Here is a 25,155-nt window from a genome sequence, read left to right as displayed (position 1 = left end):
CGGGTGGAGGTCGCGGGGATCGGCGCTTCGGCGGTAGGGACGCGCCGCGAGAGCGCAGGAGTTGTCGCACTCGAGCTCGACAGCGACGACTACTGCGGTCTCGGGAAGGAGGCGAAGGTGTCCGAGCAGGACGCGCCGCGAGAACGCAGGAGTTGTCGCACTCGAGCTCGACAGCGACGACTACTGCGACTACTGCGGTCTCGGGAAGGAGGCGAAGGTGTCCGAGCAGGACGCGCCGCGAGAACGCAGGAGTTGTCGCACTCGAGCTCGACAGCGACGACTACTGCGGTCTCGGGGGGGCGCTGGCGTCCGAGCGGGGCGTGCCGCGAGAAGGGGCAGCAGGCGCGGACGGACAAGCCGGGCCCGCCCGGCCCGGGTCAGGCCGACTCGAGGAGGAGCTCCGGGTCGCGGAGGGCGGGCACGAGGCCACGGCGGCGGCGGGCGGCGGCCAGCACGGTCACGGCGAGCGCCCCGACCAGCCAGAGCACGAGCACCAGGACCGCGTGCGCGACTCCGATGCTGCCGCCGGCGATCAGCGAGCGGAACGCCTCCACCGTCCAGGTCAGCGGCAGGACGCCGTGGATCGCCTGGAAGAAGGCGGGCGCGGTCTCGACCGGGTAGGTGCCTCCGGCCGAGGACAGCTGCAGCACGATCATCAGCAGCGCCAGGAACCGGCCCGGGGCGTCCAGCAGCGCGATCAGCGCCTGGTTGATCGCCACGAAGGTGAGGCTCGTGAGCACGGCGATCCCGATCAGCCCGGGCAGGTTCGACGCCTCGACGCCCACTCCGAAGCGGATGACGAGCGCGGCCAGGACGCCCTGGGCGACCGCCATCAGCGCGCCGGGCAGGTAGCTGCGCAGCGCGATGACCCAGGCGGGCCGGCGCGCGGCGAGGAGGCGGGAGCTGAGCGGGGCGCTCATCAGGTAGAAGGCGAGCGCGCCGACCCAGAGCGCGAGGGCCATGAAGTAGGGGGCGAGGCCGTAGCCGTAGGACGGCACGCGGTTCATCCGCTCGGCATCGATCCCGACCGGGGCGGCCGCGACGGTGCTGAGCTCCTGAGCCTGCTCGCCGGTGTAGGTGGGCACGTCGTCCGCGCCGTCTGAGAGCTTCGTGTCGAGGGTGCGCGATCCGGAGGCGAGCGAGTCGATCCCGTCGGCGAGGTCCTGCGAACCGGTGGCCGCGTCGGCCGAGCCGGTCGCGGCGGTCTCGGCGCCGTCCGCGAGGTCCGAGGCGCCCGTCGCGAGGGCGGCCGTCCCGGAGGCGAGGTCGGAGGCGCCGGCGGCCGCGGAGGCGATGCCGCTGGTGAGCGGGCCGACCGCGCCGGAGAGGGTGTCCACTCCGCCGGCGACCTGCGCGGCTCCGCCGTCGAGGGTCGCAGCTCCCTGGGCGAGGGCCTGCGCTCCGGTCTGCAGCTTCTGGGCGCCGTCGGCGGCGGAGGTCGCCCCGGTGGCCAGAGCGGCGGTGCCGGTCGCGAGGTCGGCGGCTCCGCCCGAGACCGTGGCGGCACCGGCGGCGAGCGCGGTCAGTCCGCTGCCGTCGTCGCCGACGAGCGCGGTCGCACCGGCGGCGAGCGTCTGCGCGCCCGCGTCCGCCGAGGCGGCTCCGCCCGCGAGAGCGGCCGCACCCTGCTCGAGGGCGGTCAGCTCGGCCACGCGCTGGGCATCGGACAGCGAGTCGTACCGCGAGAGCAGGGAGGCGAGGCCGGAGTCGACTCCGGTCGCTCCGGTGGCGAGTTGCGGAGTGGCGGTCGCGAGCGCTCCCGCGCCGGTCGCGAGCTGCTGGGCTCCTGCGAGGGCCTTCCCCGCTCCGTCGGAGAGGGAGGCGGACCCGGTGGCCAGCGCCTCGGCGCCGGACGCCGCCGAGGCCGCGCCGTCCTTCAGGGTCGACGTCCCCGCGGCGAGGTCGGTGGCGCCCGAGGCGAGCGACGCCGCTCCGCCGTCGAGCTGCTGGGCGCCGTCGGCGACCGTGCGGGCTCCCGTGTCGAGCGCCGCCGCCTGGTCGGGCAGCTGCCCGGTCCCGCTCGCGATCCGCTGGAGTCCCGACGAGAGGTCGGACGCTCCGGAGGCCGCGCTCCCCGCGCCCGAGCGGAGGGAGTCGGCGCCGGTCGCCAGCTGCGCGGTGCCGTCCTGCAGCTGCGCGAGCCCGACGACCAGCTCGGAGGAGCCGGACGCGGCGGTCCCGGCGCCGTCCGCCAGCTGAGCGGCGCCGTCGGCCGCCTGCTCGAGGCTCGAGTGCACGTCGGTGAAGCCGAGGTAGACGTTCTCGAGGTAGGTCGCGCCGACCTTCTCCTCCAGCGTCTTCGTCACGGTGGTGCCGATGGTGGAGGCGATGTTGCCGACGATCAGGTTGGCCGCGTCGTTCGTCTCGATCGACAGCTTCGCCTGCACGGCCGCGGCGGGGTCGTCGCCGCCGACGGAGGCGACGTCGGCCGAGAAGCCGGCCGGCACCGTCAGGACGGCGAGGACGTCGCCGGAGGCGAGCTCGCGGGACGCCTCGTCGGCACCGGTCGCCGTCCAGGCGAAGTCCGAGCCGGACGTGTCGGTGGTGAGCTGCTCGGTCAGGTCGTCGCCGAGGGCGAGCGCGGAGCCGTCCGAGGCGGTCGCGCCGGTGTCCTCGTTGACGATCGCGGCGGGCACCGTGTCGAGGTGGTGCGTGGGATCGAGGTTGGCCGAGGTCAGCAGTCCCGCGTAGATCAGCGGGATGAGCGCGATCGCGGCGAAGACGACGACGAGGCGCGGGTTCACGGCGCGCAGGGCGCGGCGGAGCGGGGAGGTGGTCATGGTCCTTCTACTTCGTGGAGTGCAGGGCGGCGAGCCGCGGCGAGGCGACTCCGGTGACGAGGAGCTCGGCGATGTCGGCGGAGGCCGAGGCCACGGGACGGCGGGCGTCGCCGTCGAGGAGCCAGCCGACGACCAGCCAGGTGGTACCGGCGGCGAGGAGGACGGCGAAGCGCTCGACGCGGGCGTGGTCGCCGCCGCCCGATCCGCGCTCGGCGAGGGGCGAGAAGGCGAGGAGCCGCTGCGCGAGGAACGCGACGACCGACTCCTGCACGGCGCGGGCCGTGCCTCCGCTCAGCACGCGGCGGTAGAAGTCGGCGTGCACGAGCAGGCCCTCGAGGAGCCCGCGGACGATGCGGGGGACCGCGCCCTCCCAGTCGGCGGGGGCGGTGCCGGGAGCGACGTCGCCGAACAGCGCGTGCATCCGCTCCACCGCGGCGGCCTCGATCAGGGACGGCACATCGCCGAAGTGCTGGTAGAACGTGGGGCGGCTGACGCCCGCGGCGCCGCAGAGCTCCGTGATGGAGGGCTGGTCGTCGCCCGGGCGGTCGAGTGCCGTCGTGATCGCGGTGAGCAGGAGCTCGCGCGAGCGGGTGAGCCGCGGATCGGTCACGGGGTCCTTCTTCCCGGCGCGAGGAGCGCCTTCTTTACGTCCGTCAGATAACTTACAACCGTAAAGAAGAGCGCGCAAGCGTCAGGAGGAGGGCGGCTCCGGGAGCAGCGTCGCGATGGCGGACGTGTCGACGATCACCGAGTCGTGCGGAGTCAGTCCCGGGCTCCGCGGCGTCGGCACCGGCAGGCGCACGAGCAGGGCGCCCGGATCCACGCCGAAGCGCCCGGAGCGGGTGCGGCCGACCGGATCGCCGTCCAGCTCGGCGAGCACCGGCTGGTCGAGCTCGAACGAGAACTCGCGGCCGGGCCACTGCCGGAGCGAGGCGAGCCCGTTGCGGTTGCCGGTCGCGACATCCAGCGCGAGGCCGAAGCGCCGACGCAGCAGCACCAGCTCCAGGTCGCCGTCGTCGAGCACGGCTCCTGCGGCCAGCTCGATGTTCGCGACCACCGAGCTGCAGTTGCAGGCCAGCACCATGAAGCAGCGCTGCGGTGGCTCCTCCGCGCCGTCGATCGTGAGGGTCACCTCGAATCCGGCCTTGAACATCGCCGGCGCGCCCGCCGCGAAGTAGGCGCCCCAGCCCACCCGCTTCTTCAGCTCCTCGTCCGTCTTGTCCATGATCTCGGCGTCCAGGCCCACCCCGCCCATCACCATGAACACCCGCTCCTCGCCGTCGTCGAACGCGGCCGTGCCCACGTCGATGGCGCGGTCCTGCCCGAGCAGGGCGATCTCGACCGCCTCGGGCAGCGAGCCGAGCGGGATCCCGAGGTTCCGCGCGAGGAGGTTGCCTGTGCCGCTGGGCAGCAGGCCGTAGGGGACGCCGGTCCCGCGCAGCACCGTGGCGACGGCGCGGACGGTGCCGTCGCCGCCCATCGAGCAGACCAGGTCCGGGCCCGCATCGAGTGCGGCGCGGGCCGCAGCGGCACCGGAGTCGCCCGGGCTGGTCTCGAACCAGAGCGGCTCGTTCCAGCCGTGGCGGCGCGCGATCGTCGCGACCAGGTCCTCCGCGGCGCCGACGTCGTCGAACTTGCTCGGGTTGATCACGACGGCGACGGTGCGCTTCTCGGGTGCCTTCACCCCGTCAGTCTGACGGCACCGGCGACCGGTCCAGTCGCGCGGACGCCTCCAGGGCGAGCACGGCGCCGATCTCGGCCGAGAGCGTGGCGGGCAGCGACGGAGGCACGTCCCAGCGGGGCCCGGCCAGCAGCACGCCGCGGCGGACACTCGAGCTCTGCAGCGCGGCGACGCTGCCGGCGACGAAGCCGCGGACGCGAGCCGCCACCGCGGGCGCGACTCCGGCCGTCGTGGCGAGGTCGACGAGGTGCCGGTAGGCGATGCCCCCGAACAGGGCGCCGTCCCCCGATCCCTGGTCGACGAAGACGCCGTCGGGGGCGAGCCGGTCCAGCAGGTCCTCGGCCGTGCGGGAGGCGTGGGCCACCAGGCGGGGGTCGGGCCGCAGGCGGTGCAGGGCGAGCGCCGCGCCGATGTAGACGGCGTGGTTGTAGCTGAAGGCCCAGTCGTCGCGGGCAGAGCCGCCCTCGCGGCCGATGCCGTCGGCGACGAAGCCGGTGTCGTCGTCGCGGAGGCGCACGTGCATCCAGTCGAGGGCGGCGCGCGAGAGCTCCTCCCGGCCGTCCGGCCGCAGCCGCTCCAGGCGCGCGCCGAGGATCGCGAACGGGCCGTTCGCGGGCGCGTTCTTGTAGTCCAGCTGCCGGCGGCGCCAGGCGAGGCTCGCACCGTGGCGGAGGTTCCAGCCCTTCGCGACGGCGAAGCGCCACAGGCGGTCGGCCCGGTCGAGGAAGCACGGGTCGCCCGAGGCCTCCCCGAGCCGGGCGAGCGCGCCGCCGAGCCACATCATGTCGTCGAAGTAGCCGTTGACCAGGCGCCCGCCGTTGCGGAGGCGGATCGCGCGATGGATCCGCCGGGCCCGCTCCAGGTGCGCCTCGTCGCCCGTGCGCTCGAAGGCGTCGACGGCCGCGTCGATCGCGTGCGCGAGCCACCAGTAGTTGAACTCGAGGTCGGCCCGCAGCGAGGTCGGGTAGCTCATGTGGTAGCCCAGCAGGGGCACCGCGAAGAGCCGCTCGAGGCTCTCCTGCGCGGTGTCCGCGGGGCTACTCGTAGACGTGCGGGGCGAGGACGGCGACATCGCGGAGGTTGCGGTAGCGCTCGGCGTAGTCGAGCCCGTAGCCGATCACGAACTCGTTCGGGATGTCGAAGCCGACGTAGGCCACGTCGACCTCGACCTTGGCGGCCGCGGGCTTGCGGAAGAGCGCGCAGATCTCGACGGACTCGGCGCCGCGGCTGCGGAGGTTGCCCTGCAGCCACGAGAGCGTGAGGCCGGAGTCGATGATGTCCTCGACGATCAGCACCTTGCGGTTCGTGATGTCGGAGTCGAGGTCCTTCAGGATCCGCACGACGCCGGAGGACTTGGTGCCGCTCCCGTAGGACGAGACGGCCATCCAGTCCATGACGATGTCGAGCTTGAGCTCGCGGGCCAGATCGGCCATCACCATCACGGCGCCGCGCAGCACCCCGACGATGAGCAGGTTCTCGCCCGCGTAGTCGCGCTCGATGGCGCGGGCCAGGGCGCGGATCCGCTCGTGGATCTCGGCCTCGGTGTAGAGGACCTCGGTGATGTCGTCGGCGATGTCGGCTGCTTCCACCCGGCCACTCTACGGGTGACCGGCCCCCGTCTCCCCTCCGCGAATGTCCGCTCCGGTACACCCCCGTCGGCGAGTCGCGTGCCGGAGCGGCGTCTCGCGGGGAGGGGTCGGGCGTCGCGCGGGGACCGGCGTCGCGGGGACGGGGTCAGGGTGCCGCGGGTGCGAAGACGAGGGTGGTGCCGCGGCGGGTGGCGAGGACGCCGGGGAGGTCGACGCCCTTCTGGCCGTGCCAGTCGGTGACCAGCGCGGCGACCGCCAGCGTCTGCGAGCGCGAGAGCGCGACTCCGAACTCGTTCGCCACGACCAGGCGGATGATCCGCTGCCGCAGCGCCGGCGGGTCCGCCGCGAGCCCGCGCGCGTCGACCGTGACGTGCCCCGCCTCGTCCTGGCCCACCAGCTCGAGCGCCCAGTCGAGGGCGAGCGCGTCGAGCGCGTCCCCGTCCTCCCGCAGCTGCTCGGCCGTGCGCGCCAGAGCCTGGGCCACTCCCGGCCCCAGCTCGTCCTCCAGCACGGGCAGCACGCGGTTCCGCACCCGGACCCGCGAGTAGCGGGGGTCGTCGTTGTGCGGGTCCTCCCACGGCACGAGCCCCTGGTCAGAGCAGGCGAGGCGGGTCGTCTCGCGCCGCAGGCCCAGGAGCGGCCGCCTCAGCGGCCCGCTGACCGGCGCCATCCCGTGCAGCGAGGCCGCACCGGCTCCTCGTGCCAGCCCCAGCAGCACCGTCTCGGCCTGGTCGTCGAGGGTGTGGCCCAGGAGGATCGCGGCGGCGCCCGTCGCGGTCAGCGCGTCGTCGAAGGCTCGGTAGCGCGCACTGCGGGCGGCCGCCTCCGGACCGCCCTCGGCGGACACCGTCACCACCTCGCGCAGCACCGGCGCGAGCCCCAGCCCGTGCGCCTGCTCCGCGGCCCGCCGCGCGACCTCCGCCGACGCCTCCTGCAGCCCGTGGTCGACGATCACCGCGCCGGCCCGCCTCCCGCCCCGCGGGGCCTCGAAGGCGACCGCCGCCGCGAGCGCGAGCGAGTCCGCTCCCCCGCTCAGCGCGACCAGCACGAGCGCTCCGGGGTCGAGCCCGTCGAGGCTCTCGCGCACCGCCCGCCGCAGATCGGCGACGGCGGGGGTCAGGCGGGGGCGATCGGGCACATCAAGTAACGTAATGCCAGCGATCCGCCCCTCCCGCGCGCGCACCCGCGCGAGCGTTCCGGAGGCCGATCCGTCCGCCGATGCGCCGCTCACGGCGCCACCGACTCAAGGAGAGAGCATGGCCGCATACGACGTCGTCGTCGAGATCCCCAAGGGGAGCCGCAACAAGTACGAGGTCGACCACGAGACCGGTCGCGTCTACCTCGACCGCGTGCTCTTCACCTCCTTCGTCTACCCGACAGACTACGGGTACTTCGAGAACACCCTCGGCCTCGACGGCGACCCCGTCGACGCGCTGGTGCTGCTCGAGTACCCCGTCTTCCCGGGCGTGGGCGTCTCCGTCCGCCCGGTCGGCGTGCTCAACATGAGCGACGAGGCCGGCTCCGACGCGAAGGTGATCGTGGTCCCCGCGAAGGACCCGCGCTGGCAGCACATCCAGGACATCGGCGACGTCCCGGAGCAGACGAAGAACGAGATCAAGCACTTCTTCGAGCGCTACAAGGACCTCGAGCCCGGCAAGTGGGTCAAGGTCGACGCGTGGGGCGACGCCGCCGAGGCGGAGCAGATCGTCCAGGACGGCATCAAGAAGCTGGCCGAAGAGGGTCACTGACCCCTCGCACCGACGAAGGAACCCCCTCCCGTCGTCTCGACAGGAGGGGGTTCTCTCGTTGTGCGGTGCGGCCGCGGTTCAGGCGGCCGGGCGGCCGACCATGCCGGCGGGCGTGCCCCAGGTGTTCCAGATGCGCACGGGCTTGCCGTAGTCGGCGGCCTCGATGATCTGGTTGTTCCCGAGGTAGATGGCCACGTGGTAGTAGTCTCCGCCGCCGCCCCAGAAGATCAGGTCGCCGCGCTGGCGCTGGCTGTAGGGGACGAGCTTGCCGGCGCCGGCCATGGTGTTGTACTGGTTCGTCGCCGAGTGGGTGCCGATGTAGATGCCCGAGGACGCGTACGAGGCCTTGGTGAGGCCCGAGCAGTCCCACTGGTCCGGACCCATGCCGCCGAGGACGTACTCCTCGCCGAGCTGCGCCATCGCGTACGAGATCGCGTTCTCGACGGCGCCGCTGGTCGGCACCAGGACCGGAGCGGTGACCGGCTGCGGGAGCGGCTGAGCCGCCGGCTGGGCGATCGGCTGAGCAGCGGGCTGGGCCGGAGCAGGAGCGGGCTGCTGCTGCGCGGGCTGCGGCGCGGCGGGCTGCGGGAGGGACGCGGTCTGACGCGACGGGGCGGCGGTGTCGGCCTGCGCCGAGGACTGCTGCTGGGCGGAGCGGGCGGTGGACTGCGCCTGAGCGGCGGCCTCCGCCTCGGCCTGCGCCTGAGCGGCGGCCTCGTCGGCCTGGCGCTTCTGCTCGCCCGCGAGGTACTGGGTCTCGGCCTCGACCGAGGAGTCCTTCAGCAGCGCGAGCTGGGCGACCAGCTCCTGCGACTTCTCCTCCTGCGCCGAGAGCGACGCGCGGGCCGACTCGGCGGCGGCGTCGGCGTCCTTGCGGGCGGCGTCGGCCTCGTCCGAGAGCGCCTGGTGCTCGGTGACGGCGCGGTCGGCCTGGTCGCCGAGCGACTCCGCGTTCTGCTTGTCGGCGAGGGCGTCGGCGTAGACCTTCTGCGACTGCTCCGAGAGCTGCGACATCGCGCCGAGCTGGTAGAGCAGGTCGCCCGCGTCCTTGCCCTTGGCCACGAGGCTGGCGGAGAGGTCGCCGCCGGCGGCGCGAGAGAGGTGCGCGGCCAGCAGGCCGGCGCGCATCTTCGAGGTCTGGGCCTTGGCGGAGGCGGTGGTCGCCTTCTCCTCGAGGTCGACGACGGCCTTCGCAGCGGCGTCGAGCGCCTCCTTGGCCTGGCGCCAGGCCTCGGCCTTCTTCATCGCGGTGATCGACTTCTCGTCGACCGCGGTCTGCAGGCTCGCGATGAGGCCGGTGATCGAGTCGATCTCGGCCTGCTTGCTCGCCTCGTCCTTCTTGGCGTTCTGCACGTCGTCCCACGAGGGGTACTTCGCGTCGTCGGCGAGGGCCGGGGTGATGCCGAGGGACGCGGTGACCGCCGTGACCGCGAAGGCGGCGGAGATGACGAGCGGGAGGCGGCCCTTCCAGGCGCGCTCCCGGGGTGCCGGGGTGAAGGTGCGTGCGGTCGTCTGTGCGTCAGCCAAGGGTGACTCCTCGTTGGGCCATGAAAGGTTGGGCGTCGACGGCGGAGCCGTTGACGCGGGTCTCGAAGTGCAGGTGGCAGCCGGTGGAGGCGCCGGTCGAGCCGACGGCGGCGATCTGCTCGCCCGCCTGGACCTGCTGGCCGACGCGGACGTAGATCCCGCCGGACATGATGTGGGCGTAGCCGGTGCTGATGCCGCTGCCGTGGTCGATCAGAACCCAGTTGCCGTAGGTGCCGTTGGGGCCCGCGTAGGAGACGGTGCCGCTGTGCGCCGCGAAGATCGGGATGCCGCAGCCGCCCGCGAGGTCGGTGCCGCGGTGGTACGAGCCGGAGGATCCTCCGCCGGTCGAGATGCTGTCGCGCGGGCCGAAGGTGCCGGTGATGCGGCCTCCGGCAGGGCGGACCCAGCCGGAGTCGCTGACGGCGCTGGAGCCGCCGCCGCCCGAGGGGGCGACGTACCCGCCGCCGCCACCGCTGCCGCCGCTGGACGCGGCCGCGGCCCGGGCGGCCTCGCGGCGCGCGGCCTCGGCCTGGGCGGCGGCCTGACGGGCGGCCTCCTCCTCGGCGAGCTTCCGGAGGCGCTCGGCCTCGCGGGCGGCGACGCCGGCCTCGTACTCGGCCACGGTCTTCGACTCGGTGTCGCGGAGCGCGGCGAGCTGCTGCTCGAGCACGACGCTCTGCTCCTGCTGCTCGGCGAGCGCGGCCTCGGACGCCTCCTGGGCGGCGGTCGCCTCGGCCAGCTTCTGCTCGGCGGCGACGCGGAGGCGCTCGCGCTCCGTCTGCGCGACCTCGGCCTGGTCGGCGAGGGACGACGCGGTGTTCCGGGCGGTGCTGGCCTGCTCGTAGATCGCGGAGGAGCGCTCGACCAGCTTGGTCATGCTCCCGATCTTCGACAGCAGCTGGTCGGCCTGGCCGGCCTTCTGGTCGAGGAAGATGTTGACGGACAGGTCGGTGCCGGTGCTGCGGTAGAGCTGCGCGGCGAGCAGGCCCGCCTGCTGCGAGGCCTTGTCGGCCTCCTCGGCGCTGGCGGCGGCCCGGTCCTCGAGCTTCTTCGACTGGTCCGAGGCCTCGTCGAACGCCTGCTGAGCGGCGAAGTGCTCGTCGCCGCGCTGCTGCGCGAGCTGCTGAGCGGAGGCGACCTCGCTCTGGAGGTCGCCGATCAGGGACGTGATCCGGTCGACCTGAGCGGCCGCGGCGGCGGTGTCGCCCTTCGCCGCCTCGACGTCGGCCCACGACGGGTACTCGACCGCCTGGGCGGGAGTGGCGACGAGCAGGCCGGCGACGAGCGCGACGACGGCGGAGGCCAGGGCAGCACCTCGGAGTCGCCCGAGTCGCGGCGCGCCGGGGAGGCGGGCGGAACGCGGACGGCGCAGGGAGTGGGGCATGGGACCTCGGGGATAGGGGGCCCTCCCTCCGCGGCGGTGCGGCTCCGGCGCGCGGGTGGGGGGAAGAGCGATTCCGCCCCACCCTAACCGCGGCCCTGCCCGATCTCCTAGACCCGGGTCAACCCCGGACGGGGTGCACGCCGCCTGCGGAACCGTCGATTTTGCATCCTGCGCCGCGGCCCCCTATGCTTGCGTGTCGGTAGTCATGGGGGGTCGGCCGCAGGGTCGCCCCGCGAGTCTCCGGCCCCATCGTTTAGTGGCCTAGGACACCGCCCTTTCACGGCGGCAGCACGGGTTCGAATCCCGTTGGGGTCACGGATGGGTCGGTACTACCAGCACCACCAGAAGTACCAGCACCACCGGAAAGTGCATCGGCTTGAGAGGGTCGGGGCGTGAAAATAGAACAGCCTCGAAGGCAGTATGCTTGTCTTCGCAACGAGGCCCTGTAGCGCAGTTGGTTAGCGTGCCGCCCTGTCACGGCGGAGGTCGCGGGTTCAAGTCCCGTCAGGGTCGCAAAGAGGCCCTTCCGAGAGGAAGGGCCTTTTTCAGGGGATCACCTCTCCAGCGACATCACGTCGCAACGGCTCTGTAGCTCAGTTGGTAGAGCGCACGACTGAAAATCGTGAGGTCACGGGATCGACGCCCGTCGGAGCCACTGGAACCCTCGCCTAGCTTCTACATGGCGGGGGTTTCTTCGTACCCGGAGGTCCTCGCCGTCGCGATCCGCTACGTGCGCCCGTCCTGCCGATCCGGACCGCGCCGAGCAGTGACGGCAGCCCGGATCCCGTCCAGGCGGTCTGCGTAGGCTGGCCCGGCCATGCAACCCGACGCCTTCCCGCCGCCCGATCCCGCGACGCTCGCGCCCGACTCCGCTGCAGCGCCCTCGTGGCCGGCCGAGCCTCTCCCCTCGGTCCAGGCGCCCTACTCCTCCCTCCTCTACCTGCCCGATCCTCGGGTCCGCTGGGGCCTGCCGACCGCCGTGCTCACGATCGTCGGGATCGTCCTGCCGCTGGCCGTGCTCATCCTGCTGTTCGGGTTCGGCGTGCTCCCCTACTCCGCCGGACTCGCCTTCGCGGGGGCGCTCGCGAGCTACCTCGTCGCGCTGATCGTCCCGTTCGCGGCGTCTCGGCTCCGCGGGCTGGGCACGATGGCGGCCGACTTCGGGCTGCGGTTCCGCTGGATCGACGTGCCCATCGGGATCGGGCTCGGCATCGCGGTGCGCGTCGTGATCCTGTTCGTGCTCGCCGCGTTCGCTCCGCTCCTCCAGGACGCGCAGGGGAACCTCGACATCGACCCCGACCCGCTGTGGTTCGTGCTGAGCTCGGTCCTCATCCCCGTCGTCGTCGCGCCGCTGGTCGAGGAGGTCCTCTGCCGCGGCGTCGTGATGCGCGCGGTGCGGAACCGGATGCTCCGGGGCTCCGCGGAGTCGGCGCCGCCCACCCGCGGCCGCCGGGTCTGGGCGATGGTGTTCAGCATCCTGGCGTCCACGGCGGTCTTCGCCCTGCTGCACGGGCACCAGATGGTGAACCCGGCGACGATCGTGACGCTCGGCGTGACCACGGTCACCGCGGGACTCGCGCACGGCTGGATCGCGACGATCACCGGGCGGCTCGGAGCGGCGATCGTCTCGCACGCGACACTGAACGGCTCCGCGGTGCTGCTGCTGGCGCTGCTGCCGCTGCTGACTCCGTAGGGGGATCTCGAGAGGCCCGCTGCGCGGGGTGCTCGATCGGCAGGAGTCGGGGCGGCCCGATCGGGGGCGTGGGGCGGCGCGTCAGACGTCGTAGGTGCGCGCCCCGGGCAGCGGGCCGCGGACCTGGCGGTGGAGGCGCTCCATGTCGGCGTCGAGGGTGGCGGCGGTGCGGGCCGCGTCGGCGAGGCCGTCGAGGAGCTCCTGCGGGACCTGGCGGTCGTACTTGTAGTAGATCTTGTGCTCCAGGCTCGCCCAGAAGTCCATCGCGATGGTCCGGAACTGCACCTCGACGCAGACGTCGACCGATCCGCCGGAGAGGAACACGGGCACCTCGACGATCGCGTGCAGGCTCTTGTAGCCGTTCTCCTTCGGCTCGGCGATGTAGTCCTTCACCTCGAGCACCGTCACGTCGGACTGCGAGGTGAGCAGGTCGAAGACGCGGTAGACGTCCGAGACGAAGCTGCAGGTGATCCGCACGCCGGCGATGTCGGTGATCGCGTCGGCGATGCCGTCGAAGGTCGTCTCGCAGCCCTTGCGCTCGATCTTCTCGATCAGGCTGTCGGCCGACTTGAGCCGGCTCGTGACGTGCTCGATCGGGTTGTACTCCTGCAGCTCGCGGAACTCCTCCTGCAGGATCGACACCTTCGTGACGATCTCGTCCATCCCGAACTTGTACTGGAGCATGAAGCGCGCGAAGTCGTCGCGCAGGGCGCGGATCTCGGCGACGGTGGTGGCGTCGAGCGCTTCGGCGACGGCGTCCGTCAGCGGAGGGACGGCGTGCGCGGGTTCGGGGATGCGGGATTCCACAGTCGGACACCCTACGCGCGGAGTCGTTCGAGACCGGTGGGAGGCGCCCGGCCTAGCCTGGGAGCGTGATCACCGAGCCCCGCCCGCTGCGCTTCTGCGCGTTCGTCATGAACACCGCCTCCCACATCCAGCACGGCCTCTGGCGCCACCCCGACGCCCGGCAGCACGAGTTCGACGACGTGCAGCTCTGGATCGACCTCGCCCGGACGCTGGAGCGCGGCCGCTTCGACGCGATGTTCTTCGCCGACGTGGCGGGGCTCTACGGTCCGGCGGACGGCGACTGGGACGTCAACGCCCGCGAGGGGCTGCAGCTGCCCAGCAACGACCCGTCGGTGCTGCTCTCGGCCCTGGCGGTGAGCACCGAGCACCTCGGCTTCGCGTTCACGAGCTCGGTGCTGCAGTCGCATCCGTTCGACTTCGCCCGGAAGGTCTCGACCCTCGACCACCTCTCGAAGGGGCGGATAGCCTGGAACATCGTCACCAGCGCCCTCGACGGCGCGGCCCGCAACTTCGGCTACGACCGGCTCGAGGAGCACGACGAGCGCTACGCCTGGGCGCAGGAGTACCTCGACGTGGTCTACAAGCTGTGGGAGGGCTCGTGGGACGACGGCGCGCTCCTGCGCGACAAGAGCGGCTCCTTCGCCGACCCGGCGCGCATCCACCGCATCGACCACGTCGGGAAGCGCTACCGCGTGCAGGGGCCGCACCTCTCGGCTCCGTCCCCCCAGCGCACGCCCGTGCTCTTCCAGGCCGGCTCCTCCCCCGCGGGCCGGCGCTTCGCCGCGCGGAACGCGGAGGCGCAGTTCGTGTTCTCGGGGTCGCCGGAGAAGACCCGCGAGCTGATCGAGGACACGCGGGCCCTCGCCGCGGCGGCCGGTCGCGGAGCGGGAGCACCCTCCTTCTACCTGGGGCTCTCCTTCATCACCGGCGACACGGAGGAGGAGGCGCGCCGCGCTGAGCGCGAGATCGACGAGTACCTCTCCTCCGACGCCTTTCTCGTGCACTCGAACCTCGGCTTCGACCCGGCGACGGGCGAGAAGCTCGACCCCGACCTGCCGCTCTCGGCGATCGAGACCTACGCCGGCCAGAGCCACCTGCAGTGGATCCGGGACGCCTCCCCCGACCGCGAGCCGACCGTCCGCGACCTGGCCCGGCTCTCGGCGAAGCTGCGCGGACGGGTCGTCGGCACTCCCGAGCAGATCGCCGACCACCTGGCGGGCTGGCGCGACGCGGGGATCGACGGGATCAACGTCGTCAACTGGATCCTGCCCGGCAGCTACGAGGAGTTCGTCGACCGGGTGATGCCGGTGCTCCAGGAGCGGGGCCTCGCGCAGACCGAGTACGCCGAGGGGACGCTGCGCCGCAAGCTGTTCGGGACGGACGAGCTGCCGGCGACGCACCCGGCGCGGGCGTACCGCGGGGCGTTCGCGGGCTGAGCCGTCGCGGGCCGGGCTCTGCGCGTCCACTGCCCCTGCACGGGCCGCTCGCCTCGCCCTGCGCACTCCGTCGGGCGGGGGACGCGAGGGCGGGCGCGGCTTCGTAGCGTCGAGGGATGATCCAGACCTGGGGAGTCCTGACCGCGCTGTACGGAGTCGTCGTGACGGCCGTCGCGGTGCTCGCGATCGTGCTGCTGGTGCTGCTGTGCCGCCTGGTGCTCGCCGCGCGCGAGAACCTGCAGGCCTCGACGCGGCTGCGCGAGCTGCAGATCGAGCGGATGCTTCTCGAGGACGAGTAGCGGACGCGCGTCGCCGGCCGCGACCAGGTCTCCTCAGCGAGGAGCACTCGCGGCCGACGACGCGCGGTCCGGTCAGGGCAGAGCGGGTCGCGCCTCCGGGCGGGGCGCCCGCGGGATGAGCAGCCCGAGGGCGACGGCGACCAGCGCTCCGATCGCGCCGATCACGAACGTGGTCTCGAAGCCCTGCGAGCTCGGCAGCTGCACGTCGCCGACGGACACGGTCAGCTGCGCGAGCACGCCCGCGGTCACGGCGGAGGAGAGCGTCGTGCCGAGGGTGCGCATCAGCGAGTTCAGCCCGTTCGCGGCGGCGGTCTCGGAGGCGGGGACGGCGTGCATGATGAGCGTCGGCATCGCGGCGTAGGCGAGGCCCAGGCCGACACCGATGAGGGCGTTGATCACCAGGATCTGCCACACCTCGCCGCCGAACGGGAGGATCAGCAGGTACGAGACCGCGATCAGCCCGGAGCCGGCGATCAGCACGAGCCGCGGCCCGGACTGCGCCGAGAGGCGGGCGGCGAGCGGGGACGTCGCCATCATCGCCAGGCCCGAGGGGGCGAGCACGAGGCTCGCCACGATCAGGCTCAGGCCGAAGCCGACGCCGGACGCGGCGGGCAGCTCGAGGCGCTGCGGCAGGGTGATCTGGGCGCCGAAGAACGCGAAGCCGACCGCGACCGAGGCGAGGTTGGTGAAGAGCACGGCGGGGCGGGCGGCCACCCGGAGGTCGACGAGCGGGCTCTCCTGCCGCAGCTCGTACCAGCCCCAGAGGAGCAGGACGGCGATGCCGCCGAGGCCGGAGCCGAGGATCGCGGGGCTCGTCCAGCCGGAGTCGTTGCCGCGCGAGACGGCGATCAGCACGCCGCTCAGTCCGAGGGCGAGGCCGATCGTGCCGACCACGTCGAAGGTGCCGGGCGAGCGCAGTGTCGACACCGGCACGACCAGGAGGACGAGGACGATGTCGAGGACGCCGAGGCCCGCGGACATCCAGAACAGGACGTGCCAGTCGGTGTTCTGCGCGATGAGGGCGCTGAGCGGCAGGCCGAGCGCGCCGCCGATGCCGAGGGTCGCGCTGACCAGGGCGATCGCACCGGGGAGCCGGTCGCGGTGGAGGGTGTCGCGGAGGATCGAGATGCCGAGCGGGATGACGCCCATCACCGCGCCCTGGAGGGCCCGGCCCACGACCAGCGTCCACACGTCGCCCGCGAAGGCGCACACGATCGAGCCGATCACGAGCACGACCAGCGCGGCCACGGCCATCCGCCGCTTGCCGTAGAGGTCGCCGAGGCGGCCCGAGACCGGGGTGAGGATGCAGGCGCTCAGCAGCGTCGCGGTGATCACCCACGCGGTCTCGGTGCGGTCGGCGCCGAGCAGCGTCGGCAGCTCGGACTGGATCGGGACGACCAGGGTCTGCATGAAGGAGGCGCTCATCCCCGCGAAGGCGAGGACGGCGGTGATGAGGCGCGGGTCCGGCGAGCGGGTCAGGGAGCGTCTGTCGGAGTCGGGCACGGCTGTCCTTCGTGTCGGCGGCGGACGTGCACCCGGACCGCGGCGGCGGGCGGGCCGTCGTCGGCGGGATCGTATCGCTCGGCTCTGCTTTCGACCGGCTCGGGGCTCAACAGCGCGGGCCGCCGCTTTGTTCCCTCCTCCTCCTTCCCGCGCGCGTCGGGCAGGACGAGGATGGGCGGATGATCGACATCGAGAGCTGGATCACCGGCTACGAGAAGGCCTGGGCCACGGACGACGCGGCCGATGTGGCCGCACTGTTCACCGAGGACGCCGAGTACTTCACGGCGCCGCACCGCGACGCGATCACTCCGCGCGACGCGATCGTGGAGTGGTGGCTGGCGGAGGAGGAGCCCGCCGACCCGACGTTCGCGTGGGGCCTGGTCGCGCTGACGGAGGAGACCGCCGTGGTGGAGGCGCGCACCGTCTATCCGGGCGACCGCACCTACCTGAACCTCTGGGTCATCCGCTTCGCCCCTGACGGGCGGGCGCGCTCGTTCACCGAGTGGTACATGGAGGAGCCGGCCGACTCCGTGTCCTGACCCGCGCGGGTCCTCATCGAGCGGCGAGGAGCGCTCAGCGGCGCCGGGTCAGAGCTGCGCGGCGGCGAAGGTGTCGCAGTCGATGGCGTCGCCCTCGAAGCCGGCCTGGAACCAGCGCTGGCGCTGCTCGGCCGAGCCGTGCGTCCACCCCTCCGGATCGACGGTGCCGGTGGCCTGCTCCTGGATGCGGTCGTCGCCGACGGCGGCCGCGGCGCCGAGCGCGTCCTGGTACTCCTGCGCCGTCACCGGCTTGAGGTAGGGCGTGCCGGTCTCGTCGGGCACCGTCGAGGCGTCGCCCACCCAGGCTCCGGCGAAGCAGTCGGCCTGCAGCTCGAGGCGCACCGAGTCCGACTCGGGGCCGGTGCCGGAGCGGTCCGCCGACTCCATCGCGCCGGTCAGGTTCTGGATGTGGTGGCCCCACTCGTGGGCGAGGATGTACATCTGCGCGAGCGATCCACCCGAGGTGTCGAACCGGGTGCGCAGCTCGTCGAAGAAGTCGGTGTCGAGGTAGATCGTCCGATCCGGCGGGCAGTAGAACGGGCCGACCGCGGCGGTCGCGCTCCCGCAGCCGGTGGTGGTGCTGTCCTCGAACAGGTCGACGCCGGTCGGGGTCGTGTAGGCGACTCCGAGGGTCGGAGTCTGCTCGCCCCAGTAGCGGTCGAGCGACTCAGCCGCACCCTCGAGGCGGCAGTCGACCTGCGTGTTCGCGTCGGCGCCGCTGTCGCAGGCCACCGCGGTGGAGGTGACGCCCTCCGGCGAGGACCCGCCTCCGCCGAACACCTCGCCGAGGCCCGAGAGGTTCACGCCGAGCAGCTGCGAGAGCAGCGCGAGCACGACCACGCCCACCGCGCCCCCGCCGACGGCGATGCCGGTGGTGCGGCCGCGACGGCGGACCTTGCCGCCGCTGAGCTGGGAGTCGTCGTTGAAGGTCATGCCGACGAAGCTAGCGCTCCGCGGACGGGCTCCGCTCGGGCTTGCGGTCAGCCCCAGCGCGACTCGCTGGCCGAGCGGATGATCTCGAGCAGCGCCTCGCGCAGGGGGCCGTGCTCGAGCGAGCCCGGGAACATGTCGACCTCGAGGCGGTGCGCCCGGCGCCAGGCCTCGCTGCCCACGTCGGTGAGCGCGACGAGCTGCCGGCGGCGGTCCGACGGATCCGTGGTGCGCGAGACGTGGCCCTCGCGCTCGAGGCGCTCGATGGTGCGCGACATGGTCTGCACCTCGACGTGGGCCGCGGCGGCCAGCTCCTTCTGCGCGACGGGACCCGCCTGCAGGAGGTGCAGCACGATCAGGCCGGCGTGGGTGAGGCCGATCTCGGCGAGGGCGCCGTGCCAGGCGTGCTCGACCATCCGGGAGGCGGTGGAGAGCAGCCGGCCGGTGGGCCAGTCCTCCATCCCGGAGGCGTCGTCCGCGCGCATCTGATCAGGGTAGACCCGCTCCCGGGACACGACGGCACCGGGCGCGGGACGCTCAGGCACGGGCGCCCGGGCATCCCGGCCGCGAGGCGCGGACCGCCCCGCCCGTCAGGACGCGAAGCGGTCCGTCGCCTCGATCAGCGCGTCGAGGATCCCCGGCTCGTCGAAGGCGTGGCCCGCGTCGGCGATCATCCGGAAGTCGGCCTCGGGCCAGGCCCGGTGCAGGTCCCAGGCCGTGAAGGCCGGGGTGCACATGTCGTAGCGGCCCTGCACGATGACGGCCGGGATGTCGCGGAGGACGCCGGCGTCGCGGATCAGCTGCCCCTCCTCCAACCAGCCCCTGTGCACGAAGAAGTGGTTCTCGATGCGGGCGAAGGCGAGCGCGAAGACGGGATCGGACCAGTCCGCGATCAGCTCCGGCTTCTGCAGGAGGGTGATGGTCGACGCCTCCCAGGTGGTCCAGGCGACACCGGCGGGGCCGTGCACGGCGGGGTCCGCGTCGTGGAGCAGGCGGTAGTACGCCTCGATGAGGCTGCCCCGCTCGCCGGCCGGGACGACGGAGGTGTAGCCCTCCCAGAGGTCCGGGTAGACCGCGGCGGCGCCGCCCTCGTAGAACCACTCGAGCTCGGCGCGGCGGAGGGTGAAGATCCCGCGGAGGACGATCTCGCTGACCCGCTCGGGGTGGGTCTCGGCGTAGGCGAGGGCGAGGGTCGAGCCCCAGGAGCCGCCGAGCACGAGCCAGCGCTCGACGCCGAGGTGCTCGCGGAGGCGCTCGATGTCGGCGACCAGGTACCAGGTGGTGTTGGTCGAGAGGTCGGCCTCCGGCTCGCCGGCGTGCGGGGTGGAGCGGCCGCACATCCGCTGGTCGAACAGCACGATGCGGTACTTCTCGGGGTCGAACAGCCGCCGGTGGGCGGGCGAGGTGCCGGCTCCGGGGCCGCCGTGCAGGAACACGACGGGCTTGCCCTCGGGGTTGCCCGAGACCTCCCAGTAGAGCGAGTGGCCGTCGCCGACGTCGAGCATGCCGGAGTCGTGGGGCTCGATCTCGGGGTACAGAGTGCGCATGGCCCGCACCCTACCGACTGTCAGGGTCGCGGTCCGCGAGGCGGGCGGCCCGGCCCAGGAGTGGGCGGGAGCGCCCGCGTCCATCCGGCGCACCCGCCTCCCGCGGTCGTTACTGTGGAGCGGACCTGCACGCCCCCGTCGAAGGAGCCCCCATGCCCACCACTGTGCGCGGCGTCATCGCCCGGTCGAAGGGCGCTCCCGTGGAGCTCGTCGACATCGTCGTCCCCGACCCGGGCCCGGGCGAGGCCGTGGTCGACATCGAGACCTGCGGTGTCTGCCACACCGACTTCCACTACCGCGAGGGCGGGATCAGCGACGACTTCCCCTTCCTCCTCGGTCACGAGGCGGCCGGACGGGTCAGCGCGATCGGAGAGGGAGTCACCCATGTCGCGGTCGGCGACTTCGTGGTCCTCAACTGGCGCGCGGTCTGCGGCGAGTGCCGGGCCTGCACCCGGGCCGAGCCCTGGTACTGCTTCGACACCTTCAACGCGACGCAGCGGATGACCCTGGAGGACGGCACCGAGCTCAGCCCCGCCCTCGGGATCGGCGCCTTCGCCGAGAAGACCCTCGTGCACGCGAAGCAGTGCACGAAGGTCGATCCGGAGGCGGACCCCGCCGCGGTGGGCCTGCTCGGCTGCGGGATCATGGCCGGCCTCGGCGCGGCGATGAACACCGGGAACGTGACGCGCGGCGACTCCGTCGCGGTCATCGGCTGCGGAGGAGTCGGCACGGCCGCCGTGGTCGGCGCCGCTCTCGCGGGCGCCGGCACGGTCATCGCGATCGACCGGGACCCCAAGAAGCTGGTCGCGGCCGAGAAGCTCGGCGCCACGCACGTCATCGACTCCAGCGGCCTCGACGAGGCGGGCGTCGTCGCGGCGGTGCAGGCCCTGACGAACGGCTTCGGAGCGGACGTCGTCATCGACGCCGTGGGCCGCCCCGAGACCTGGCGCCAGGCGTTCTACGCCCGCGACCTCGCCGGGACCGTGGTGCTGGTCGGGGTGCCGACTCCCGAGATGACGCTCGAGATCCCCCTGCTCGACGTCTTCGGCCGCGGCGGCTCGCTGAAGTCGAGCTGGTACGGCGACTGCCTGCCGGAGAGGGACTTCCCGATGCTGACCGGCCTCTACCTCCAGGGCCGCCTGCCCCTGGACGAGTTCGTGAGCGAGCGGATCGGGATCGAGGACATCGAGGAGGCCTTCGCCACGATGGCCGGCGGCGACGTGCTCCGCTCGGTGGTGGTGCTCTGATGGGCGCGCGGATCGAGCAGCTCGTCACGAGCGGCACCTTCAGCCTCGACGGCGGCACCTGGGACGTCGACAACAACGTCTGGATCGTCGGCGACGATTCCGAGTGCGTCGTCATCGACGCCGCCCACGACGCGGACGCGATCCTCGCGGCCGTCGGCGAGCGCCGACTCCTCGCCGTGCTGCTGACCCACGGGCACGACGACCACCTCGACGCGGTCGAGGGAGTCCGCGCTGCGACCGGCGCCCCGGTGCTGCTCCACGAGGCCGACCGGATGCTGTGGGACGCCGTGCACCCCGGCACGGCCCCGAGCGGCGGTCTGGTCGACGGGCGGATCGTGCCCGTCGCCGGCGTCGAGCTCGAGGTGCGGCACACCCCGGGCCACACCCCCGGCGCCGTCTGCTTCGTCGCCGAGGCGCTCGGCACGGTGTTCACCGGCGACACGCTCTTCCAGGGCGGGCCGGGGGCCACCGGCCGCTCGTACAGCGACTTCCCGACGATCATCGACTCGATCACGGAGCGCCTGCTGACGCTGCCCGCCGCGACGGTGGTCCGGACCGGCCACGGCGACTCGACGACGATCGGAGCGGAGGCGCCGCACCGCGAGGAGTGGATCGCGCGCGGGCACTGACCGGGCGGGGCGGGGGCGGGGGCGGGCGCGGAGCTGTCGGTCCGCCCGCTACGGCTTTCTGCGTGAAAGGGCCGACCGACGGGTGTGGGAATTTCGCAACTGTCGGTCGTGCTCCCTTGTTACCGTGAACAATCGCCGGTACCGTGCGAAGACCACACCGCAGGCGGGATCCCCCGTCCGCCCACCGGTTCGCTGCAGAACCCGAGAGGACACGTCGACGATGACGTCACGACCCCCGGGCGGAGGCAGGCCCTCGCGCCTGCTCGCCGCCACCCTCGCCGCATCCGCGACGATCGCCCTCGCCGCCGGCGCCGCCGTGCCGGTCGCCGTCGCCGCGACAGCGGCGACCACTCCCGCGCAGAGCCTGCTCGCGGACTTCACCTTCGACACCGCCCCGAGCGGAGGCGCCTTCACCGACAGGTCGACCCGCGCCGCCGTGAAGGGCACGCCGACCCTCGTCGCCGGCCGCACCGGGCAGGGCAGCGCCGTCTCGCTGTCGTCCTCGTTCTGGCTCGACCTCACCGCGACCGACGGGCAGCCGCTGCTGAAGGGTCGCGACTCCGTCACTCTGTCGTACGACTCCAAGCCCGCCGCCGCGGACAACGTCGGCTGGTCGGTCTTCGCCGCTCGCTCGGCCGCGACCCAGGACTACGCCCAGGAGAAGTACGTCGGCGTCCTCGACAGGACGAACGGCATCACCGTCGAGCGGTACGCCAACAGCGGCGCCCGCGACTCCTCGGGCAACCTCACCGGCCCGAGCAGCACGGAGTGGAAGCACGTCGATCTCGTGCTGAGCGCCGGCACCGCCCGCCTCTACGTCGACGCGAAGCCCGTCGCCGTCACGACGGCCGGCCCCTCGCTCGCGACGGTCCTCGGATCGACCGGCGGAGTCCTGCAGATCGGCAAGGCCAACTGGGGCGGCGGGGAGTACTTCACCGGACTCCTCGACAATCTGCGCGTCTACGACCGCGCCCTGACCGGGGCCGAGCTGGGCGCGACGAGCAGCACCGTGGCGACCGACCTGCGCGCCGCCCTCGACGTCCCCACGACCGTGCTCGGCGACCTGCCCGCGCAGGTCCTCGGGAACACCGTGACGTGGACCGCCTCCGGCGCCGGCGCCGCGCGCGTCTCCTCCACCGGCGCCGTGAACCTCTCGGGCCTCACCGCTCCCGTCGCCGTCCGCCTCCAGGCAGCCGTCGCCGGGCAGACCTACGCGTGGGACAGCACCCTCGCCGTGCCCGGCGGGCGCATCGCCACCTCCGTCGAGACCGTCACCACGACGAACGGAGTGAAGGACGACCCGCTGGCGTACAACGACGACCGTCGCGCGGACTCGCTCTTCACGGCCGCACTGCCCGCCGGCGCGACCACCTGGGAGCCGCTGAACCGCTCGCAGTCGATCCTCTCCGTCCTCAAGGACGGCGATCAGGCGCAGCGCCCGAACGCCCAGATGGGCTCGCCGCTGCTGTTCCGCTCGAAGGACGGCTCGCTCGGCGCGGTCTCGTCGCAGAACAACGCCACGGACTCCGTCTACCTCTGGAGCTCCGCCGACGGCCGCACGTTCCGCGACCAGCGCGTCCTCCGGGTCGCGCCGGGCTCGGTCGTGACCGACCCGCGGATCGTCTTCGACTCCGCCCTCGGCGTCTACAAGCTGTTCTGGACCGATCTGCTCACCACCGAGGGCCGCGTGACGCTGTTCACGGACCTCGCCTCCGGCACCGCTCCCGGAGCGACCACCCGCGCCGACGCCCGCGTCCCCGGTGTCCAGGGCTCGGGTCTCCCCGCCGGGTTCACCCAGGGCCAGGCCGGCGAGACGGCGCTGACCTCGACCGAGTTCAGCACGTTCTACCGCGAGTACGTCGACCTGAAGAACACCGGTGTGAAGTCGCTCAGCGGCTCCGTCGACTCCGGCGCCGGATCCGCTGCGATCGCCGCAGCGCTCCCGGGGCAGGCCGTGATGGAGTACAACGACGGCTCGACCAAGTCGCTCAACGTCGACTGGCAGGACGATCTGACCACCGCCGTCGACACCTCGCGTCCCGGGACCTACCGGGTCACGGGCTCCGTCCAGCAGGACCCCGAGGCGATGGTCAACGAGGCCCGCGCGGATCCGCACGTCTTCTTCAACGAGGACGACGGCTACTACTACCTCACGGGCTCGCACTACGGTCAGGACTCGCTCGGCCCGATCGAGGAGAGCTCCAGCTACCGCAAGATCGGCCTCAAGCGCTCGAAGACCATCGCCGGTCTCGACTCCGCTCCCGAGCAGATCGTGATCGACCCCGACGCCGGCACGCCCGGTCGCCAGAGCCAGTACCCGAACACCTTCTACGGCTGGGGCGGATACATCTGGGCGCAGGAGTTCCACAAGATCAACGGCACCTGGTGGATCGTCGCCGGCATGAACAAGGGCTACGCGCCTGTGGGCGGCTGGTGCGACAACACCGTCCTGATCCCCTACACCGGGACCGACGCCTCGATCGCCGAGGGCGGATTCCTCGACCAGACGAAGTGGGGCGAGCCGGTCGTCCTCGAGGGCGCGGCCTTCGACGTCAGCTACATCGACCGCCAGGAGAACGGCGCCACCCAGGGCTACTGGGTCCTGCCCAACGGCAACACGCTCTCCCTCGCCAAGGCGACGATGGGGCCCAAGGGCACCGTCCCGCTGGTCACCGGTGCGGTCACCCGCATCTACGGCGAGAGCCAGCCGTGGGAGTCGGGCAAGCGCTCGCCGACCCCGTCCGACACCACCGAGGGCAACGACCAGGGCGTCGTCGAGGCGCCGTTCATCGTGTCCAAGGGAGGACGCATGTACCTCACCTACTCGGGCGGAACGGTCGACAAGTACTACTCGCTCGGCCTGCTCACGGCCGACGCGAGTGCCGACCTCCTCAACCCCGCGACGTGGACGCAGACCGCGTTCCCCGTGCTGGACACCGAGGACACCTACCTGGGCCGCCTCGGCGCGGACGAGACGCAGTACTTCTCGCGCCAGCAGGCCGGCACCGGGCACAACTCGTTCGTCGAGGACGAGTCGGGCAACCTGCTCCTCGCCTACCACGCCCGCCCCTACCCGGACCCGCACACGGCGACCGATCCGCAGAACGCGGGCGGCCTGTTCGATTCGGACCGCAACACCTGGTTCAAGGGCGTGAACATCCGCGCGAGCGGCCGGCTCGACCTCTCGCTCTCGAAGGAGCAGGAGGTGGCCTCGGCCAACCGCACCGTCACGGCGACGATCACCGTGAAGGCGCCGGCTGTGCCCGTCACCGCCACTGCAGCGGCTCGCTGCGTCGCGGGCAAGGTGGTCGTCACGCTGACCACTGTCAACAAGGCCGCGTCGACCGCCGACCTCCGCTGGAACACCCTGTGGGGCGCGAAGACGCAGCAGATCGATGCGGGCCGGACCGCCTCGCTGGCCGTGACCACGCGGGCCGCCTCGGTCGCCGCCGGCACCGTCCAGGGGGTCGCCACCGTCGGCAGCGCCTCCGCTCCCGTGAGCGCCGCCTACCCGGCGCTCCGCTGCGGCTGACCTGACCGGGTCCTCCGACCGACGACGCCCGGCCGCCTCTCACCTGAGGGCGGCCGGGCGTCGTCGTTCCGGTCTGCGGTGATGTGCCGGGCGACCGGGTCGCGACCCTCGATGATCTCGGCGGTGCAGCCGGCATCGCGGGAGAAGACCCACCGGATGACGCGGCCGCGTCGGACGACCGGACCGTTGCGATCCACGAACGACTCCCCATCGAGGGGAGGTCGTCGGTCGGCGACGTACGGGGTGTCGTGAGTCGGACGGGAAGAGGCGAGCCGGTCTGCCGC

General features: G+C 72.8%; 21 protein-coding genes and 3 tRNA genes. 11 read left to right on the top strand and 13 right to left on the bottom strand.

What is annotated here, in order from left to right; genetic code table 11:
* Positions 1-377: 377 nt before the first annotated feature.
* The 6 genes from C5D09_RS09095 to tilS form a co-directional block, all read right to left on the bottom strand.
* Positions 378-2,780: a YhgE/Pip domain-containing protein gene (locus C5D09_RS09095; RefSeq protein ID WP_104269132.1), complete on the bottom strand. Its 2,403-nt coding sequence runs from the start codon at positions 2,778-2,780 to the stop codon at positions 378-380.
* Between the two features lie 7 nt (positions 2,781-2,787).
* Positions 2,788-3,390, bottom strand: a complete 603-nt coding sequence (locus tag C5D09_RS09090; RefSeq protein ID WP_104226013.1) for a TetR/AcrR family transcriptional regulator — start codon at positions 3,388-3,390, stop codon at positions 2,788-2,790.
* A gap of 81 nt (positions 3,391-3,471) precedes the next feature.
* Positions 3,472-4,464 (bottom strand): diacylglycerol kinase family protein, encoded by a 993-nt coding sequence (locus C5D09_RS09085; protein WP_181135022.1) that lies wholly within the window; start codon positions 4,462-4,464, stop codon positions 3,472-3,474.
* Positions 4,465-4,468: 4 nt separating this feature from the next.
* Positions 4,469-5,533 carry a glycoside hydrolase family 76 protein gene (locus C5D09_RS09080; RefSeq protein WP_104269130.1) on the bottom strand — a complete coding sequence of 355 codons (1,065 nt, stop codon included), beginning with the start codon at positions 5,531-5,533 and terminating at the stop codon, positions 4,469-4,471.
* Positions 5,499-6,050: a hypoxanthine phosphoribosyltransferase gene (gene hpt / locus C5D09_RS09075; RefSeq protein WP_104238400.1), complete on the bottom strand. Its 552-nt coding sequence runs from the start codon at positions 6,048-6,050 to the stop codon at positions 5,499-5,501. Before hpt ends, C5D09_RS09080 begins: the two co-directional genes overlap by 35 nt.
* A gap of 145 nt (positions 6,051-6,195) precedes the next feature.
* Complete coding sequence (tilS, locus tag C5D09_RS09070) at positions 6,196-7,188, bottom strand: tRNA lysidine(34) synthetase TilS (protein ID WP_104269129.1); 993 nt, start codon at positions 7,186-7,188, stop codon at positions 6,196-6,198.
* 118 nt (positions 7,189-7,306) lie between these two features.
* On the opposite strand from tilS, the gene ppa reads away from it, so the two are divergent.
* Positions 7,307-7,798 (top strand): inorganic diphosphatase, encoded by a 492-nt coding sequence (ppa, locus tag C5D09_RS09065; RefSeq protein WP_068255683.1) that lies wholly within the window; start codon positions 7,307-7,309, stop codon positions 7,796-7,798.
* Positions 7,799-7,876: 78 nt separating this feature from the next.
* On the opposite strand, the gene C5D09_RS09060 is transcribed toward ppa, so the two are convergent.
* Both C5D09_RS09060 and C5D09_RS09055 read right to left on the bottom strand, forming a co-directional pair.
* On the bottom strand, positions 7,877-9,325 hold the full coding sequence (locus C5D09_RS09060; protein WP_258066961.1) for an NlpC/P60 family protein: 1,449 nt from the start codon (positions 9,323-9,325) through the stop codon (positions 7,877-7,879).
* Positions 9,318-10,709 carry a peptidoglycan DD-metalloendopeptidase family protein gene (locus C5D09_RS09055; protein WP_104226018.1) on the bottom strand — a complete coding sequence of 464 codons (1,392 nt, stop codon included), beginning with the start codon at positions 10,707-10,709 and terminating at the stop codon, positions 9,318-9,320. Before C5D09_RS09055 ends, C5D09_RS09060 begins: the two co-directional genes overlap by 8 nt.
* A 242-nt stretch (positions 10,710-10,951) precedes the next feature.
* Here C5D09_RS09055 and C5D09_RS09050 point away from each other — a divergent pair.
* From C5D09_RS09050 to C5D09_RS09035, 4 genes are all read left to right on the top strand, one after another.
* A tRNA-Glu gene (locus tag C5D09_RS09050) sits at positions 10,952-11,024 on the top strand.
* A gap of 124 nt (positions 11,025-11,148) precedes the next feature.
* Positions 11,149-11,222 (top strand) — tRNA-Asp (locus tag C5D09_RS09045).
* A 69-nt stretch (positions 11,223-11,291) separates the two neighbouring features.
* Positions 11,292-11,364: transfer RNA gene (locus C5D09_RS09040), tRNA-Phe, on the top strand.
* Positions 11,365-11,526: 162 nt separating this feature from the next.
* Entirely contained in the window at positions 11,527-12,402 is an 876-nt protein-coding gene (locus tag C5D09_RS09035) for a CPBP family intramembrane glutamic endopeptidase (RefSeq protein WP_104262338.1), read from the top strand.
* Positions 12,403-12,483: 81 nt separating this feature from the next.
* On the opposite strand, the gene C5D09_RS09030 is transcribed toward C5D09_RS09035, so the two are convergent.
* Entirely contained in the window at positions 12,484-13,086 is a 603-nt protein-coding gene (locus tag C5D09_RS09030; RefSeq protein WP_104224409.1) for a GTP pyrophosphokinase family protein, read from the bottom strand.
* 230 nt (positions 13,087-13,316) lie between these two features.
* Between C5D09_RS09030 and C5D09_RS09025 the strand changes: the two genes are divergently transcribed.
* Together C5D09_RS09025 and C5D09_RS09020 are read left to right on the top strand one after the other, a co-directional pair.
* Complete coding sequence (locus C5D09_RS09025; RefSeq protein ID WP_374953130.1) at positions 13,317-14,645, top strand: NtaA/DmoA family FMN-dependent monooxygenase; 1,329 nt, start codon at positions 13,317-13,319, stop codon at positions 14,643-14,645.
* 116 nt (positions 14,646-14,761) lie between these two features.
* Positions 14,762-14,944 (top strand): hypothetical protein, encoded by a 183-nt coding sequence (locus tag C5D09_RS09020; RefSeq protein ID WP_104224402.1) that lies wholly within the window; start codon positions 14,762-14,764, stop codon positions 14,942-14,944.
* A gap of 72 nt (positions 14,945-15,016) precedes the next feature.
* On the opposite strand, the gene C5D09_RS09015 is transcribed toward C5D09_RS09020, so the two are convergent.
* A complete protein-coding gene (locus tag C5D09_RS09015; protein WP_244230520.1) occupies positions 15,017-16,447 on the bottom strand; it encodes an MFS transporter in 1,431 nt (476 codons plus the stop codon).
* A gap of 179 nt (positions 16,448-16,626) precedes the next feature.
* Between C5D09_RS09015 and C5D09_RS09010 the strand changes: the two genes are divergently transcribed.
* Positions 16,627-16,986, top strand: coding sequence for a nuclear transport factor 2 family protein (locus tag C5D09_RS09010; protein ID WP_104249695.1), 360 nt, complete (start codon positions 16,627-16,629; stop codon positions 16,984-16,986).
* Positions 16,987-17,034: 48 nt separating this feature from the next.
* Here C5D09_RS09010 and C5D09_RS09005 read toward each other — a convergent pair whose 3' ends face one another.
* The 3 genes from C5D09_RS09005 to pip form a co-directional block, all read right to left on the bottom strand.
* Complete coding sequence (locus C5D09_RS09005; protein WP_104247848.1) at positions 17,035-17,919, bottom strand: neutral zinc metallopeptidase; 885 nt, start codon at positions 17,917-17,919, stop codon at positions 17,035-17,037.
* A gap of 47 nt (positions 17,920-17,966) precedes the next feature.
* A complete protein-coding gene (locus tag C5D09_RS09000) occupies positions 17,967-18,401 on the bottom strand; it encodes a MarR family winged helix-turn-helix transcriptional regulator (RefSeq protein WP_104247849.1) in 435 nt (144 codons plus the stop codon).
* Positions 18,402-18,506: 105 nt separating this feature from the next.
* Positions 18,507-19,463: a prolyl aminopeptidase gene (pip, locus tag C5D09_RS08995; protein WP_104226020.1), complete on the bottom strand. Its 957-nt coding sequence runs from the start codon at positions 19,461-19,463 to the stop codon at positions 18,507-18,509.
* A 152-nt stretch (positions 19,464-19,615) separates the two neighbouring features.
* Between pip and C5D09_RS08990 the strand changes: the two genes are divergently transcribed.
* The 3 genes from C5D09_RS08990 (at position 19,616) to C5D09_RS08980 (ending at position 24,871) form a co-directional block, all read left to right on the top strand.
* Positions 19,616-20,710 carry an S-(hydroxymethyl)mycothiol dehydrogenase gene (locus tag C5D09_RS08990; RefSeq protein WP_104226021.1) on the top strand — a complete coding sequence of 365 codons (1,095 nt, stop codon included), beginning with the start codon at positions 19,616-19,618 and terminating at the stop codon, positions 20,708-20,710.
* Complete coding sequence (locus C5D09_RS08985; RefSeq protein ID WP_104262335.1) at positions 20,710-21,339, top strand: MBL fold metallo-hydrolase; 630 nt, start codon at positions 20,710-20,712, stop codon at positions 21,337-21,339. Before C5D09_RS08990 ends, C5D09_RS08985 begins: the two co-directional genes overlap by 1 nt.
* A gap of 220 nt (positions 21,340-21,559) precedes the next feature.
* Positions 21,560-24,871: a family 43 glycosylhydrolase gene (locus C5D09_RS08980; protein WP_104269128.1), complete on the top strand. Its 3,312-nt coding sequence runs from the start codon at positions 21,560-21,562 to the stop codon at positions 24,869-24,871.
* Positions 24,872-25,155: the final 284 nt, after the last annotated feature.

The sequence above is a fragment of the Rathayibacter sp. AY1C9 genome, from assembly GCF_002932315.1.
Lineage (GTDB): Bacteria > Actinomycetota > Actinomycetes > Actinomycetales > Microbacteriaceae > Rathayibacter.
This window is presented reverse-complemented; position numbering and strand designations above follow the sequence as displayed.

Bases quoted from the DNA above. Each gene is read 5' to 3' on its own strand.
- C5D09_RS09095 (WP_104269132.1), bottom strand. From the start codon at position 2,780: ATGACCACCTCCCCGCTCCGCCGCGCCCTGCGCGCCGTGAACCCGCGC.
- C5D09_RS09030 (WP_104224409.1), bottom strand. From the start codon at position 13,086: ATGCTCCAGTACAAGTTCGGGATGGACGAGATCGTCACGAAGGTGTCG.
- C5D09_RS09055 (WP_104226018.1), bottom strand. From the start codon at position 10,709: ATGCCCCACTCCCTGCGCCGTCCGCGTTCCGCCCGCCTCCCCGGCGCG.
- C5D09_RS09005 (WP_104247848.1), bottom strand. From the start codon at position 17,919: ATGACCTTCAACGACGACTCCCAGCTCAGCGGCGGCAAGGTCCGCCGT.
- C5D09_RS09010 (WP_104249695.1), top strand. From the start codon at position 16,627: ATGATCGACATCGAGAGCTGGATCACCGGCTACGAGAAGGCCTGGGCC.
- pip (WP_104226020.1), bottom strand. From the start codon at position 19,463: ATGCGCACTCTGTACCCCGAGATCGAGCCCCACGACTCCGGCATGCTC.
- C5D09_RS09020 (WP_104224402.1), top strand. From the start codon at position 14,762: ATGATCCAGACCTGGGGAGTCCTGACCGCGCTGTACGGAGTCGTCGTG.
- C5D09_RS09080 (WP_104269130.1), bottom strand. From the start codon at position 5,533: ATGTCGCCGTCCTCGCCCCGCACGTCTACGAGTAGCCCCGCGGACACC.
- C5D09_RS08990 (WP_104226021.1), top strand. From the start codon at position 19,616: ATGCCCACCACTGTGCGCGGCGTCATCGCCCGGTCGAAGGGCGCTCCC.
- C5D09_RS09000 (WP_104247849.1), bottom strand. From the start codon at position 18,401: ATGCGCGCGGACGACGCCTCCGGGATGGAGGACTGGCCCACCGGCCGG.
- ppa (WP_068255683.1), top strand. From the start codon at position 7,307: ATGGCCGCATACGACGTCGTCGTCGAGATCCCCAAGGGGAGCCGCAAC.
- C5D09_RS09025 (WP_374953130.1), top strand. From the start codon at position 13,317: ATGAACACCGCCTCCCACATCCAGCACGGCCTCTGGCGCCACCCCGAC.
- C5D09_RS08985 (WP_104262335.1), top strand. From the start codon at position 20,710: ATGGGCGCGCGGATCGAGCAGCTCGTCACGAGCGGCACCTTCAGCCTC.
- C5D09_RS08980 (WP_104269128.1), top strand. From the start codon at position 21,560: ATGACGTCACGACCCCCGGGCGGAGGCAGGCCCTCGCGCCTGCTCGCC.
- C5D09_RS09035 (WP_104262338.1), top strand. From the start codon at position 11,527: ATGCAACCCGACGCCTTCCCGCCGCCCGATCCCGCGACGCTCGCGCCC.